Below are 15,044 nucleotides of genomic sequence, written 5' to 3'. Positions count from 1 at the left end.
GAGGGCGACCGGGGCCTCGGACCAGCGCGTGCGCCGGACGGCACCGCGCAGCGCCGGAACGGTGCCGTCGAGCATGCAGTGCCAGGTCACCGCCGTCGGCAGGCCGGCGTCGAGCGCGAGCCGCGCACCGTCGAACGCGAACGGCGACAGCACGCCCGCGTGCACGTGCACGACGTCGGGCCGCAGGCCGTCGAACGCGGTCCGCAGGAGCCGGGGACCGGCCGCGGGGTTGATCGGGAGGTCGAACGGGAGCCGCGCGCCCAGCCGGTGCACGTGCACCCCGTGCTCGACGTCGACGACTCCCCCGCGCTCCCCCGCGGCGCCGAGCGTCGCGGTGAGGACGTGCACGTCGTGGCCCTGCTCGGCCTGCCGGGCGGCGAGGTCGCCGACCTGCGACTCGATGCCGCCCGTGCGCGGCGCGTAGCAGTCGGAGACGTGGACGATCCGCACGGGGACCCCGGTCAGGCGCGCGCGTCGATGGCCGCGACGGCCTCGCGGTGGACGCGGCGCTCGAGCACGAACGACATGACCGGCACGACGCCCGCGAGGGCGAGCGTCACGAGCCGGCCGAGCCGCCAGCGCATGGTCGACCACAGGTCGAAGCAGGTGACCAGGTAGATCACGTAGACCCAGCCGTGCACCATCGCGATGATCCGCGCGGCCTCCGACCGCGGGTCGCCGTCGACGTTGAACCCGGGCACCTGCAGCACGTACTTGAGGATCATCTCGACGCAGAGCAGCAGCAGCATCGTGCCGGTGATCCACGCCATGACCCGGTACCGCTGGGCCGCCCCGCGGGCGCGCTTCACCCAGGGCTTCGTCGTCGTCTCCGTCGTGCTCACCTGCTCCGGTCCTCCCGTCATCCCGTCGGTCACTCCCACTCGATCGTGCCCGGCGGCTTGCTCGTGACGTCGAGGACGACCCGGTTGATCTCGGGCACCTCGTTCGTGATGCGCGTGCTGATGGTCGCGAGCACGTCGTAGGGCAGGCGCGTCCAGTCGGCCGTCATCGCGTCCTCGGACGAGACGGGCCGCAGGACGACCGGGTGGCCGTACGTGCGGCCGTCGCCCTGGACGCCGACCGAGCGCACGTCGGCGAGCAGCACGACCGGGCACTGCCAGATGTCGCGGTCGAGCCCGGCCCTCGTGAGCTCCTCGCGCGCGATCGCGTCGGCGGCACGCAGGATGTCGAGCCGCTCCGCGGTGACCTCGCCGATGATGCGGATGCCCAGGCCCGGGCCCGGGAACGGCTGACGCCAGACGATGACCTCAGGCACGCCGAGCTCGAGTCCGACCGCGCGCACCTCGTCCTTGAAGAGCGTGCGCAGCGGCTCGACGAGCTCGAACTGCAGGTCGTCGGGCAGGCCGCCGACGTTGTGGTGCGACTTGATGTTCGCCGCACCCTCGCCGCCGCCGGACTCGACGACGTCGGGGTAGAGCGTGCCCTGGACGAGGAACTTCACGGCCTCGCCGTGCGCCCCCGCGTCCTCGACCACCTCGCGCGCCGCGTCCTCGAACACGCGGATGAACTCGCGGCCGATGATCTTGCGCTTGGTCTCGGGGTCGGTGTGGCCCGCGAGCGCGTGCAGGAAGCGCTCGCGCGCGTCGACGATCTTGAGCTGCACGCCGGTGGCGGCGACGAAGTCCTTCTCGACCTGCTCGGCCTCGCCGGACCGCAGCAGCCCGTGGTCGACGAACACGCAGGTCAGCTGGTCCCCGACGGCCTTCTGCACGAGCGCCGCGGCGACGGACGAGTCGACGCCGCCGGACAGCCCGCAGATGACGCGCGCGTCGCCGACCTGCGCGCGGATCCGCTCGACCTGCTCGGCGATGACGTTGCCGGGGTTCCAGTCGGGCGCGAGGCCCGCACCCTCGTAGAGGAAGTTCTCGAGCGCCTGCTGACCGAGCGGCGAGTGCTTGACCTCGGGGTGCCACTGGACGCCGAACAGGCGGCGCTCCCGGTCCTCGAACGCGGCGACAGGGCTGCCGGAGCTCGTCGCGAGCACGTCGAAGCCCTCGGGCGCGGCGTGCACGGCGTCGCCGTGGCTCATCCACACGGTCTGCTGCTCGGGGCTGCCCGCGAGGACGGTGCCGGCGTCGGTCACCTCGACGGCCGTGCCGCCGTACTCGCGCTGACCGGTCTGCGCAACGGTCCCGCCGAGGGCCTGCGCCATCGCCTGGAAGCCGTAGCAGATGCCGAGCACGGGCACGCCCGCCTCGAACAGCGACGGGTCGACGAACGGGGCGCCCGTGGCGTACACGGACGACGGCCCGCCGGACAGGATGATCGCCGCGGGGTCCTTCGCGAGCAGGTCCGCGACGGAGGCCGTGTGGGGGACGATCTCCGAGTACACGTTCGCCTCACGGACCCGGCGCGCGATGAGCTGCGCGTACTGGGCGCCGAAGTCGACGACGAGGACCGGACGGTGCGCGGGGGGCGCCGGCGCGTGCGCAGGCGACAGCGGCTCAGGCGTCTGGGTCACGCCCCCAGGGTAGTCGTCGCGGCGGCGTCCTCGGCCCGGTCGTCCGCGCGGTGGCGGACGTCACTCCGGGGCCCCGGCACGCGCTGTCCGACACGGGCCGATAAGCGTTCGAGGCGTGTCGGTACCCGGTCGTAACGTAGACGCTCGTGCGCTCGCTCCCCCTCTCCGACCCCGGCACCCCGCCGCTGACCGGTCCCGTCGCCTACCTCTGGTGGCTCGCCCGTCGTCAGTGGGGCATCCTCGCGGTCGCCGTGCTGCTGGGGATCGTCCTGTTCGCCTGCCAGGCGCTGCTCCCCTACCTCACCGGCCGCGCGATCGACGGCGGCCTCGAGCACGGCTTCGGCCCCGACCTGTGGCGGGCCGCGGGCGCGCTCGCCGCGCTCGGGATCGTCAGCGCCGCGGCCGGCGCGATCGGGCACCGTTACGACGTGGCGAACTGGCTGCGCGCCGCGTTCACGTCCTCCCAGCTGGTCGGGACGACCGTCGCCCGCTCCGGGCACGCCATCACCGCCGAGCTGCCGACCGGCGAGGTCGTCTCCGCCGTCGCCAACGACGCCCTGCGGGTCGGTGAGATCTACGCGATCGCCGCCCGCTTCATCGGCAGCCTCGTCGCCTACGGCGTCGCCGCCGTCCTCATGCTCCGCGTCTCCGTGAGCCTCGGCCTCGTCGTCCTGCTCGGCCTGCCGACCGTCGCCGCCGCGCTCGGCCTGCTCGTCAAGCCGCTCCAGAAGCGCCAGGTCGCCCAGCGCGAGGCGTCCGGTCGCCTCACGACGCTCGGCGCCGACACCGTCTCCGGCCTGCGCATCCTGCGCGGCATCGGTGGCGAGAGCGTCTTCAACGCGCGCTACCGCGAGCAGTCGCAACGCGTCCGCCGCCGCGGCGAGGAGGTCGCCGTCACGCAGTCCTGGCTCGACGCGCTCCAGGTGCTGCTGCCCGGCATGTTCGTCGCGGTGCTCATCTGGCTCGGCGCGCACATGGCGCTCGACGGCACCATCACGCCCGGTCAGCTCGTCGCGACCTACGGGTACGCGGCGTTCCTCGCGTGGCCCGTGCAGAACGCGACGATGTTCCTGCAGTCGGCGACGCGCGCGCACGTGGGTGCGGGCAAGGTCGTCAAGGTCCTGCAGGTCGTGCCGGCGACGGGTGCGCGACCGGGCACCGCCGAGGCACCGCCCGCCGGGTCGCCGCTGGTCGACGAGACGAGCGGCGTGGTGCTCGAGCACGGCCGCGTCGTCGCCCTCGTCAGCGCCGACCCCGACGAGTCCGCCGCGATCGCGACCCGCATGGGCCGGTTCGACGACGAGGCGGAGAAGGACACGCCGGTGCGGCTCGGCGGCGTCCTGCTCGCCGACCTGCACAAGGAGGACGTGCGGACGCGCATCGTCGTCGCCGAGGCCACGCCGCACCTGTTCTCGGGTGCGCTCGGGGAGGAGCTCGACGTGCACGGCACGGGCGAGGAGGAGCGGTTGCTCGACGCGATCGCGCTCGCCGACGCCCACGACGTGCTCGACTCCGTGCCCGACGGCCTCGCCGGCGAGCTCCCCGAGAAGGGCCGCTCGCTGTCCGGCGGGCAGCGGCAGCGCGTCGCCCTCGCGCGGGCGCTGCTCCTGGACCCCGAGATCCTCGTGCTCGTCGAGCCGACCAGCGCGGTCGACGCGCACACCGAGGCCCGCATCGCCGGCCGGCTCGCCGACCACCGGCGCGGGCGCACGACGCTCGTCGTCACCGCGTCGCCGCTCGTGCTCGACCACGTCGACGAGGTGCAGCTCGTCCAGGACGGCCGCCTGGTCGCCCGGGGCGCGCACGCCGAGCTGCTCGACGGCGCCGCCGGACCGGCCGTGGCCGCCGCGTACCGCCGGGTCGTGGGCCGCGACCTCGACACCGACACGCCCCCGCACGGTGTGGTCGTCACCGACGACCTCGCCGACGCCTCGCCCGCAGGAGGACGACCGTGAAGCTCCCCATCGCCGACTCGGCGGCGGTGCGCGCGTACACCGGCCGCCTGTTCCGCACGCACCGCACCGACCTCACCGGCATCGCGACGCTGCACACGCTCGCCGCGGTCGCCGGGCTCGCCGGTCCGTGGATCCTCGGGCGGCTCGTCGACGCCGTCACCGACGGCACGACGGTCTCGTACATCAACACCCTCATCGGGCTCGGCGTCCTCGCCGTGCTCGCGCAGACCGTCCTCATCCGGTTCGCGCAGCGCCGGTCGATGGTCTTCGGCGAGAAGGTGTTCGCCGAGCTCCGCGAGGAGTTCATCGCGACCGTGACGTCGCTGCCGCTGTCGACCGTCGAGCGCGCCGGGACCGGTGACCTCGTCGCGCGCACGACGAACGACGTCAACCGTCTGCAGCACGCCGTCCGCTTCGGCGTGCCGCGGGTGATCGTCGCGGTCGTGACGATCACCCTGACGGTCGTGGCGAGCGTGATCCTCTCGCCGCTCGTCGCGGTCGCGATGTTCGTCGGCGTCCCCGGGATGCTGCTCGTCGTCCGCTGGTACCTCAAGCGTGCGACGCCCGCCTACCAGCGGGAGTCCGCGTCGTACGCGGCGCTCAACGGCACGATCACCGAGTCCGTCGAGGGGGCGCGCACCGTCGACGCGCTGCGGCTCGGCCCGCGCCGTCAGGCCCGGGTCGACGCCGACCTGCGGGAGGCGTTCGCCGCCGAGAAGGTCACGCTCGACCTGCGCACGGTGCTGTTCCCCGGCATCGACCTGGCGTTCGTGCTCGCGCCTGCGGCGGTCCTGGTCTGGGGCGGCTTCCTCGTGTCGCAGGGGTACGCGTCGCTCGGCGCGGTCACCACGATCGTCATGTACACGTACCAGGTCAGCGGCCCGGTGTGGGAGCTCATCTTCTGGGTCGACGAGATCCAGGTGGCGGCCACGTCGCTCGCGCGGATCGTCGGCGTGCAGCTCGTCTCGCCGGACCGCGAGCCCGGGACGGCCGAGCCGGTCGACGAGGACGTGTCCGCGCGCGACCTGCGCTATGCGTACCGCGAGGGTCACGACGTGCTGCACGGCATCGACCTCGACCTGCGGTCCGGCGAGCGGCTCGCCGTCGTCGGCCCGTCCGGCGCGGGCAAGTCGACGCTCGGGCGCATGCTCGCCGGCATCCACCCGCCCACGGGCGGGTCGGTCACGGTCGGCGGTGTACCGCTCGTCGAGCTGCCGCTCGAGGACCTGCGCGGGCACGTCGCGCTCGTCACGCAGGAGCACCACGTGTTCGTCGGCGAGCTCGCCGACAACCTGCGCCTCGCGAAGGAGGACGCGACCGACGCCGAGCTCGAGCACGCGCTGCGGGCCGTCGACGCCTGGGAGTGGGTGTCCGCACTGCCCGAGGGGCTGACGACCGAGGTCGGATCCGGCGGCACCCCGCTGACACCCGCCCAGGCGCAGCAGATCGCGCTCGCGCGGCTCGTGCTGCTCGACCCGCACACCCTCGTGCTCGACGAGGCGACCTCGCTGCTCGACCCGCGCGCCGCGCGGCACCTCGAGCGGTCGCTCTCCGCCGTGCTCGAGGGCCGCACCGTCGTCGCGATCGCGCACCGGCTGCACACCGCGCACGACGCCGACCGTGTCGCCGTCGTCGACGCCGGGCGGATCACCGAGATCGGCCCGCACGACGAGCTGGTCGCCGCGGGTGGCGACTACGCCGCGCTGTGGCACTCGTGGCAGCACGAGTGACCTGACCGTGATCGCGCCGATCGCTCTGCGAGGGGGTGTCGTCCTCCCGGACGACGCCCTCTCGTGGCGTTTCTCGCGGTCGAGCGGGCCCGGCGGTCAGGGCGTCAACACCGCCGACTCGCGCGTCGAGCTGTCCGTCGACGTCTCCGCCGTGCTGTGGGCCGTGCCCGAGCAGGAGGAGCGCGTCCGCTCACGTCTCGCCGCGCGGCTGCGCGGTGACGTGCTGACCGTCGCCGCGTCCGAGCACCGGTCGCAGCTCCGCAACCGCGAGGCGGCGCTCACGCGCGTCGTCGCGCTCCTCGACGAGGCCCTCGCTCCCCCGGGCCCACCCCGCCGGGCCACCCGCCCGAGCCGAGCGTCCCGCGAGCGGCGGTCCGCCGGCGAACGCCAGCGCCGCGCGGTCAAGGAACTGCGCCGACGCCCCCGCCTCGGCTGACGACGGTCGGGCCTCTGTTGGGGCGTCCTGCCGACCGTTGAGGCGTAGTGCCATTAGTGGCACTATTGGGTGGTCCCGGATGTTGCCCGTCTTGTCAGCGCCATGCGGCTCAACCCGAAGAATGTGCGGTTCGCCGACTTCGAACGCGTGTGTCGCCACTACTCAGGGGAGCCACGGCAGCGCGGCTCTTCGCACCAGGTCTTCACGACGCCCTGGCCCGGAGACCCGCGCGTGAACATCCAGCAGTTCCACGGCACGGCGGAGGATCGATGGCCACCGCGGACCACTACACGTACCGGATCACCTGGTCCGCGGAGGACGAGGCGTACGTCGCGACGGTCGCCGAGTTCCCGTCGCTGTCGTGGCTGGACACCGACCGCACGGGCGCCCTGCACGGCGTCGAGGCGCTGCTCCAGGACGTGCTGGACGAGTTGCGCGCCGGCCGCGAGCCCGTCCCGCTCCCCCTGGCGGACCGCTCGTACTCAGGGCGGTTTCAGGTCCGCATCCCGCCGGAGGTGCACCGCCGCCTCGCGACCGAGGCTGCCGAGCAGGGCGTCTCACTGAACCGCCTCGTCACCGCTCGTCTCGCGGGCTGAGGCCCGCGTCCCGACGGCGTCCAGGTTGAAGCTCCGTGGCCAACGCGACAACACGCCCAGGTACCCGCGCCAGCAGAGCCGTCACCGTCCGCGCTAGCCTTCCGCGGTGGGCATCTTCTCCTCAACCAAGACACCTAAACCTAGCGATGTCTTCACGCCGACCAAGTTGCCTCTCAATGAAGGCAACGCGTACGCCGCGCGCGAAGAGGCAGAGGCCGATATCCGGCGCTTCCTTGGGAGGGACCAGGTTCCCGTCGTTTTCGGTGAGTACGGAGTGGGCAAGACAACCGTCGTTCGTAAGGTTCTGCAGGAACTCGGCGAAGAGCCGAGAATGGTCTACCTTCCTACGGCGTCTGGGAAGCGGATCAGCGATGTCTTCAAGATGTCACTCGAGTCACTTGGCTACACCGTCGAAGTCGAAGAGTCGTCCACCAAGTCACGCGGAGCGACTGCTGGCGCCAAACTGATCTTCGAAGGCCAGTTCGAAGAGGCTAGTGAAGTTACCAAGGTTCGCCGTCTCGTCGTCGACTCGCCGACCGACTCGAAGGTCGCAGCCGTCTTGCGAGACGCAAAAATGACGCTCGTGATCGACGAACTACATCGGGCGAGCGAAGACTTCCGGACCGAGATTGCAGACCTCATTAAAACCACGCACGGGCAAGACTCGAACTTCCCGCAGATTATTTTGATCGGAACGACCCTCGACTCGGCCGCTCTGGTCTCGGCAGACCGCGGAATAGATAGGTTCATCAAAGAATTGCGCATCAGTCCAATGACGGACGAGGAAGCAAGGGCGCTCATCACGAGCGGCTTTGATACCCTTCGCATGAGCCTTGGCGAGGAGATCCTGACACGCATTGTGCGGACATCGGCCGGCGCCCCTTCGCTCATCCAGTCTCTCTGTCTCGATATCGCCGAATCGTGCCTCGCGGCAGGAAGGAGCACCGTTCTAGCTGATGATTACGAGGCGGCCGTCGCGGCGTACCTCAAGGAGAATGGACATCGCCTCGCGGAGGTCTACACCCGCGCTATCGAGCACACGGGTCCGCGGAAGTACCGCAAGCAAATCCTTATCTCAATGTCGCTGATCGACGACGAGTTCTTTGAGCTGGAGACCATTCGGGCGCACATCGAAGAGCGGACCGGGCTCCCCGTCCAGCAGACCGCACTCTCGGGACCACTGCGCGAATTGAAAACGGGCTCGGAGAGCATTCTGCAGGACGTGTCGAAGCGTGACGGTGACCGCGTCTACAACCTGAGCGCGTTCCGTGACCCGATGATGAAGTCGTTCATTCGGTTCATGAACGAGGTGGAAGCGCAAGGGCTTTACAGGCCATGATCGCGCGCAGGGCGGTAGCGGCAGCCGCGATGCGTCACACCCGACTGGCGTAAGAGCGCGACTGGGAGGCGCTCCGAGCAGTTCGATCGCCCTCGGTCACCAACCGCTCCAACCGGATGTGCATCCTATGCAGTCGGCCCATGCGTTACACCACCCGAGTGTCGCCCCTCGCGAATCTCCTGCTGTATCCGCTCGTTTGCGGGGCCTCGGCTGCCCGAGCACGCAGACGAGTAGTTATTGACGCATTTTTGGTCCGCAGTCCACCCGCGCCGCTCCCCCCGCGCGGCGTTCACGCAGTAGCCGCGGCAGCCCTGCGCCTCATCACCGCTGCGGCTCCGCGGCGCCTCGGCGAACAGCGCCGAGGGCCCAGTCGTCATCAGGGCAGGCTGCGACTCGTGACTAACCGCCCTGATCGGCGTCAGGGTTCGAAGGTGTAGCCGAGGCCCGGGTGGGTGATGAGGTGGCGGGGGTGGGACGGGTCGTCCTCGAGCTTGCGCCGGAGTTGGGCCGAGTAGACGCGCAGGTAGTGGGTCTCGTCGGAGTAGCCGGGGCCCCACACGTCCTGGAGGAGCTGGCGGCGCGAGACGAGGCGGCCGCGGTTGCGGACGAGGACCTCGAGCATCGCCCACTCGGTCGGCGTCAGGCGGACCTCCGAGCCGTCGCGCAGGACGCGGGCGCGCGCCAGGTCGATCGTGAGGTCGCCGGCGGTGACGACGGCCTCGCCCGGGTCGTCCCGGACGGCGGCGCGGCGGACGGCGGCGCGCAGGCGCGCGAGGAGCTCGTTCATCGCGAAGGGCTTGGTGACGTAGTCGTCGGCGCCGGCGTCGAGGGCGTCGACCTTGTCCTCGCCGTGCTGACGCGCGGACAGGACGACGATCGGGACGCGGGTCCAGGCGCGCAGGGCGGTGATGACGTCGAGGCCGCTCATGTCGGGCAGGCCGAGGTCGAGGAGGACCACGTCGGGTCGGTGGTGCGCGGCGGCGGACAGGGCGTGGGCGCCGTCAGCGGCGGTCGTGACCTGCCAGCCGGAGGCGCGCAGCATGATCGCGAGGGCGTGCGCGAGGCCGGGCTCGTCGTCGACGACGAGGACGTGGGCGCCCGGACGGGTCGGCTCGTCCGTCATCGGGTCGCGTCCGCGTCGGTGGTCGGCGGGAGGTCGGCGTCGGGTGCATCGCGGTCCTGCGCGGTGACGTCGTCGACGACGGACTCGACGGCGTCGGCGCGCGCGGACGCGGTGGCGGGTGCGTCGGCGAGGGGCAGCACGAGGACCATGGTGAGGCCTCCGCCCGGGGTGTCCTCGGCGTGGAGGTCGGCGCCGACGGCCGTCGCGAGGCCCGACGCGACCGCGAGGCCGAGGCCCAGGCCCGTGCCACTGGTGTCGCCGAGGCGCTGGAACGGCTCGAACATGCGCTCCTTCGAGTCGTCGGGCAGGCCGGGGCCGGTGTCGACCACGCGCAGCACCAGGTCCGCGCCGACCGGGGACGCGGCGACGACGACCGCCGCACCCGCGGGGGCGTGACGGACGGCGTTCGAGACGAGGTTGGCGACGACTCGTTCGAGCAGGCCGGGGTCGGTGCGGACGAGCGGCAGGGTCTCGGGCAGGTCGAGGCGCACGACGTCGTGCGGGTAGCCCTCGACGGCGAGGGGGACGATCTCGTCGAGGGACGCGTCGCGGAGCACGGGGGCGACGGAGCCGGTCGCGAGCCGGGACAGGTCGAGCAGGTTGTCGATGAGGCGTTCGAGGCGGCCGGTGGCGTCGCCCAGGGTGTCGACGAGAGCGGCGCGGTCGGTGGCGGCGAGGTGCAGGTCGGTCGCGGTGAGAGCGTCGACGGACGCGCGGATCGTCGCGAGCGGGGTCCGCAGGTCGTGCGAGACCGCGGCGAGCAGGGCCGTGCGGGTCGCGTCGGCCTGCTCGAGGACGCGGGCCTGCTCGGCCGCGCGGCGCAGGCGTGTCTGCTCCAGGACCGCGCCGACCTGCGAGGCGAAGGCGTCGAGCACGCGGCGGTCCGACGCGGGCAGGACGCGGCCGTCGAGCGCGAGCACGCGCGTGTCGTCGACGGTGACGACCGCGGACACGTCGTCGGGCGTCGCCGGCGGCTCGGCACCGTCGGACGCGAGGACGGCCCAGCGGGTGCCGGACCGTTCCAGCAGGGAGACCGCGCGGAGGGTGAACGTCTCACGGAGGCGGGCGACGAGGGCGTCGGCGGTGTCGTCGCCGGTGAGGACGGCGCGCGTGACCGAGGCGAGGGTCGAGGCCTCGGCGCGGGCGCGGAACGCCTCGGCGCTGCGCCGGGCGGCCTGGTCGACGACGGACGCGACACCCGCGGCGACCAGCACGAACACCACGAGGGCGAACGCGTTCTCCGGCTGCGCGATCGTGAGCCGGCCGGTCGGCAGCGTGAAGAACCAGTTGAGCAGCACGAAGCCGGCGACGGCGCTGACGACCGCCGGCCAGAGTCCCCCGACGAGCGCGACGGCGACGGTGAGCGCGAGGAACAGCATGAGGTCGGTCGCGAGGGTCACTCCCCCGTCGAGCGCGGAGAGGACTGCGGTCAAGGCGACCGGACCGACGACGGCCAGCAGCCACCCCGCCACGCGGCGGGCCCGGGACAGCGGCGACCGTCGCCGCACCGACAACCGTCCGGACCGCGCGCGCTCGTGCGTGACGAGGTGCACGTCGACGGCCCCCGCCATGCGCGCGATCGACGTCCCGGTGCTGTCGGACAGCGCCTCGCGCCAGCGCGGACGCCGGGACACGCCGACGACGACCATCGTCGCGTTGACCCCGCGGGCGAAGTCGACGACGGCGGTCGCGACGTCCTCCCCGACGACCGTGTGGAACGTGCCGCCCAACGACTCGACGAGCCGCCGCTGCTCGGCGATGCGCGCGGGGCCGGCGCTCGGCAGGCCGTCGGTCGCGAGGACGTGCACGGCGAGCAGCTCGGACCCGGCGGCGCGCTGCGCGATCCGGGCGCCGCGGCGGAGGAGGGTGTCGCTCTCGGAGCCACCGGTGACGGCGACGACGATGCGCTCGCGCGCGGGCCACGGCGCGTCGATCCGGTGGTCGCGGCGGTAGTCGGTGAGGGCGTCGTCGACGCGGTCGGCGAGCCACAGCAGCGCGAGCTCGCGCAGCGCGGTGAGGTTGCCGACGCGGAAGTACGACGACAGCGACGCGTCGACCTGCTCGGCCCGGTAGACGTTCCCGTGCGCGAGCCGGCGGCGCAGCGCCTGCGGCGGCAGGTCGACGAGCTGGATCTGGTCGGCGGCGCGCACGACCTCGTCGGGGACGGTCTCGCGCTGGCGGATGCCGGTGATGGCCTCGACGTCGTCGTTGAGCGACTCGAGGTGCTGCACGTTCACGGTGGTGACGACGTCGATGCCCGCGTCGAGCAGGTCGTGCACGTCCTGCCACCGCTTGGGGTGGCCGGCGCCGGGGACGTTGGTGTGCGCGAGCTCGTCGACCATCGCGACCTGCGGCCGGCGCGCGACCACTGCGGCGACGTCGAGCTCGGTCAGGTCCTGACCCCGGTAGGCGATCGTGCGGCGCGGGACGACCTCGAGGCCGTCGAGCAGCGCGGCGGTGCCCAGGCGGCCGTGCGTCTCGACGAGGCCCACGACGACGTCGGTGCCGCGCGACAGGCGCCGGTGCGCCTCGTCGAGCATCGCGTACGTCTTGCCGACGCCCGGCGCGGCGCCCAGATAGACGGTGAGGCGTCCGCGACGCGCGGCGCCGTCCGGGCTGGTCACGAGCCCATTGTCCGCAGCGCCAGGTTGAGGCGCAGCACGCTGACGCGCGGCTCGCCGAGGAACCCGAGGTCACGCCCGACGACGGAACGCTCCACGAGCGCCGCGACGTCCGCCTCGGGCAGCGCGTTCTCCCGCGCGACGCGCGCGACCTGGAGCCGCGCGTAGGCCGGCGAGATGTCGGGGTCGAGCCCCGACGCCGACGCGGTCACGGCGTCGGGCGGGACGGATGCCGGGTCGACGCCCTCGCGCTGCGCCACGGCGGCCCGGCGCTGCTCGATCGTCGCGACCAGGTCGGGGTTGTTCGGCCCGAGGTTGGACCCGCCCGACGCGAGCGTGTCGCACCCGTCGCCCGCGACGGACGGCCGCGGCTGGAACCATCGCGGCCCGTCGAACGCCTGCCCGACGAGGGCGGACCCGACGGCGTCGGACGGAGACCGCACGTGCGACCCGTCGGCCGCGACGAGCGACCCGTCGGCCCGCCAGCCGAGCGCGACCTGCGCGACGCCGGTGACTGCGAGGGGGTAGGCGACGCCGAGGAGGACGGTGAGGACGAGCAGCACGCGCAGACCGGCGAGCGTCTGCCGCACGAACGGGACGACGGTGGCGGGCCGCCCCGACGCGGCGGACGGGAGGGCGGCGGGGGTGGGCGAGGTGAGCGTGGACATCAGGCGATCCCGGGGAGCAGCGAGAGGACGAGGTCGATGATCTTGATCCCGACGAACGGCGCGACGAGCCCGCCGACGCCGTAGACGAGCAGGTTGCGGCGGAGCATCGCGGACGCCGACGCGGGCCGGTACCCCACGCCGCGCAGCGCGAGCGGCAGGAGCGCGACGATGACGAGCGCGTTGAACACGACCGCGGAGAGGATCGCCGACTCGGGCGAGTGCAGCCGCATGACGTTGAGCACGCCCAGCTGCGGGAAGGCGCCGACGAACATCGCGGGCAGGATCGCGAAGTACTTGGCGACGTCGTTCGCGATCGAGAACGTGGTGAGCGCGCCGCGCGTGATGAGCAGCTGCTTGCCGATCTCGACGATCTCGATGAGCTTCGTCGGGTTCGAGTCGAGGTCGACCATGTTGCCCGCCTCCTTGGCGGCGGTCGTACCGGTGTTCATGGCGACGCCCACGTCGGCCTGCGCGAGCGCGGGTGCGTCGTTGGTGCCGTCGCCGGCCATCGCGACGAGCCGCCCGCCCTGCTGCTCGCGCCGGATGAGCGCGAGCTTGTCCTCGGGGGTGGCCTCGGCGAGCACGTCGTCGACGCCGGCCTCGGCGGCGATCGCGCGGGCGGTCAGCGGGTTGTCGCCCGTGACCATGACGGTGCGGATGCCCATGGCGCGCAGCGCGTCGAACCGCTCGCGCATGCCTTCCTTGACGACGTCCTTGAGGTGGATCACGCCGAGCACGCGTGCCGGCGACGACCCGACCTGCTCGGCGACGACGAGCGGCGTGCCGCCCGAGGCGGAGATCGCGTCGACCGTGGCCGCGGCGTCGGGACCCGCGTGCCCACCCGTCGAGCGCACCCAGTGCGTGACGGCCGCGGCGGCCCCCTTGCGGACCCGCCGGTCGGCGCCCGGCAGGTCGACCCCGCTCATGCGGGTGCGTGCCGTGAAGGGCACGAGCACCGCGTCGACGAGGTCGCCGTCGGGCCGCGCGCGCAGCCCGAACCGCTCCTTGACGAGCACGAGCACCGAGCGACCCTCGGGCGTCTCGTCGGCCATCGACGACAGCTGGGCCGCGTCGGCCAACGCCTCCGCCGCGACGCCCGGCGCGGGCAGCAGGTCGGCGGCCTGGCGGTTGCCGAGCGTGATCGTGCCGGTCTTGTCGAGCAGGAGGACGTCCACGTCGCCCGCGGCCTCGACGGCCCGCCCCGACATCGCGAGCACGTTGCGCCGCACGAGCCGGTCCATGCCCGCGATCCCGATGGCCGACAGCAGCGCGCCGATCGTCGTCGGGATCAGGCAGACCAGCAGCGCGACGAGCACGACGAGGTCCTGCGTCGCGCCCGAGTACGTCGCGAACGGCTGGAGCGTGACGACCGCGAGCAGGAACACGATCGTCAACGTCGTGAGGAGCACGTTGAGCGCGACCTCGTTGGGCGTCTTCTGCCGCGCGGACCCCTCGACGAGCGCGATCATCCGGTCGACGAACGTCTGCCCGGGCTGCGCGGTGATCCGCACGACGATCCGGTCGGAGAGCACGACCGTGCCGCCCGTGACGGCGGACCGGTCGCCACCCGACTCGCGGATCACGGGGGCGGACTCGCCGGTGATCGCGGACTCGTCGACGGACGCGACGCCCTCGACGACGTCCCCGTCGGAGGGGATCGTCTCCCCCGCCGCGACCACGACGACGTCCCCGACGCGCAGCGCGGAGGACGGGACCTCCTCGGTCGGCGGACCATCGACGGCCGCTGGCGTCGCGGCACCCGCACCGCCGACCACCCGGCGCGCGGTCGTCTGCCGCTGCGTCGCCCGCAGGCTCGCGGCCTGCGCCTTGCCGCGCCCCTCGGCGACGGCCTCGGCCAGGTTGGCGAACAGCACGGTCAGCCACAGCCAGACCACAATGGCCCAGCCGAAGAAGCTGGGATCGGCCAGCGCCAGGATGGTCGCCCATACCGCCCCGATCTCGACGATCAGCATGACGGGGTTGCGCCACATGGTGCGCGGGTCGAGTTTGCGGAAGGCGTCCGGCAACGACTTCAGCATCATCTTCGGGTCGATCAGCCCGCCGGGTCCGCGCTCCTTACGCGCCGATCCCCCT

At 72.7% G+C, this 15,044-nt stretch carries 12 protein-coding genes; 5 read left to right on the top strand and 7 right to left on the bottom strand.

Annotation, left to right across the window (positions count from 1 at the left end; genetic code table 11):
- From HGA02_RS01755 to guaA, 3 genes are all read right to left on the bottom strand, one after another.
- A partial coding sequence (locus HGA02_RS01755; protein WP_168676938.1) for a glycosyltransferase occupies nt 1-450 on the bottom strand: 450 nt, incomplete at its 3' end.
- An 11-nt stretch (nt 451-461) separates the two neighbouring features.
- On the bottom strand, nt 462-863 hold the full coding sequence (locus HGA02_RS01750; protein ID WP_168676936.1) for a DUF3817 domain-containing protein: 402 nt from the start codon (nt 861-863) through the stop codon (nt 462-464).
- Between the two features lie 8 nt (nt 864-871).
- The gene (gene guaA, locus HGA02_RS01745; protein ID WP_343035203.1) at nt 872-2,482 is read right to left on the bottom strand and encodes a glutamine-hydrolyzing GMP synthase; all 1,611 of its coding nucleotides are present in this window, start codon (nt 2,480-2,482) and stop codon (nt 872-874) included.
- 146 nt (nt 2,483-2,628) lie between these two features.
- Between guaA and HGA02_RS01740 the strand changes: the two genes are divergently transcribed.
- The 5 genes from HGA02_RS01740 to HGA02_RS01720 all read left to right on the top strand — a co-directional run bounded on the left by HGA02_RS01740 (nt 2,629) and on the right by HGA02_RS01720 (nt 8,538).
- Complete coding sequence (locus HGA02_RS01740; RefSeq protein WP_168676934.1) at nt 2,629-4,437, top strand: ABC transporter transmembrane domain-containing protein; 1,809 nt, start codon at nt 2,629-2,631, stop codon at nt 4,435-4,437.
- The gene (locus HGA02_RS01735) at nt 4,434-6,167 is read left to right on the top strand and encodes an ABC transporter transmembrane domain-containing protein (RefSeq protein WP_168676932.1); all 1,734 of its coding nucleotides are present in this window, start codon (nt 4,434-4,436) and stop codon (nt 6,165-6,167) included. The genes HGA02_RS01740 and HGA02_RS01735 overlap by 4 nt, the downstream gene beginning before the upstream one ends.
- Before the next feature lie 7 nt (nt 6,168-6,174).
- On the top strand, nt 6,175-6,603 hold the full coding sequence (arfB, locus tag HGA02_RS01730; protein ID WP_168676930.1) for an alternative ribosome rescue aminoacyl-tRNA hydrolase ArfB: 429 nt from the start codon (nt 6,175-6,177) through the stop codon (nt 6,601-6,603).
- Nucleotides 6,604-6,872: 269 nt separating this feature from the next.
- Nucleotides 6,873-7,199 (top strand): type II toxin-antitoxin system HicB family antitoxin, encoded by a 327-nt coding sequence (locus HGA02_RS01725; protein WP_168676928.1) that lies wholly within the window; start codon nt 6,873-6,875, stop codon nt 7,197-7,199.
- A gap of 106 nt (nt 7,200-7,305) precedes the next feature.
- Nucleotides 7,306-8,538, top strand: coding sequence for an AAA family ATPase (locus tag HGA02_RS01720; RefSeq protein ID WP_168676926.1), 1,233 nt, complete (start codon nt 7,306-7,308; stop codon nt 8,536-8,538).
- A 418-nt stretch (nt 8,539-8,956) separates the two neighbouring features.
- Here the strand turns inward: HGA02_RS01720 and HGA02_RS01715 are convergent, their stop codons facing one another.
- The 4 genes from HGA02_RS01715 to kdpB form a co-directional block, all read right to left on the bottom strand.
- The gene (locus HGA02_RS01715; RefSeq protein ID WP_168676924.1) at nt 8,957-9,661 is read right to left on the bottom strand and encodes a response regulator; all 705 of its coding nucleotides are present in this window, start codon (nt 9,659-9,661) and stop codon (nt 8,957-8,959) included.
- The gene (locus HGA02_RS01710; protein WP_246247299.1) at nt 9,658-12,201 is read right to left on the bottom strand and encodes a DUF4118 domain-containing protein; all 2,544 of its coding nucleotides are present in this window, start codon (nt 12,199-12,201) and stop codon (nt 9,658-9,660) included. The genes HGA02_RS01715 and HGA02_RS01710 overlap by 4 nt, the downstream gene beginning before the upstream one ends.
- Nucleotides 12,202-12,281: 80 nt before the next feature.
- Complete coding sequence (kdpC, locus tag HGA02_RS01705) at nt 12,282-12,950, bottom strand: potassium-transporting ATPase subunit KdpC (RefSeq protein WP_168676919.1); 669 nt, start codon at nt 12,948-12,950, stop codon at nt 12,282-12,284.
- Nucleotides 12,950-14,992 carry a potassium-transporting ATPase subunit KdpB gene (gene kdpB / locus HGA02_RS01700; RefSeq protein WP_210728035.1) on the bottom strand — a complete coding sequence of 681 codons (2,043 nt, stop codon included), beginning with the start codon at nt 14,990-14,992 and terminating at the stop codon, nt 12,950-12,952. The genes kdpC and kdpB overlap by 1 nt, the downstream gene beginning before the upstream one ends.
- Between the last annotated feature and the right edge of the window lie 52 nt (nt 14,993-15,044).

The organism is Cellulomonas septica, from assembly GCF_012396155.1.
In the GTDB taxonomy this organism is placed as follows: Bacteria; Actinomycetota; Actinomycetes; order Actinomycetales; family Cellulomonadaceae; genus Cellulomonas; species Cellulomonas septica.
The sequence above is the reverse complement of the archived record's forward strand: the minus strand, read 5'-3'. Positions and strand labels throughout refer to the sequence as shown.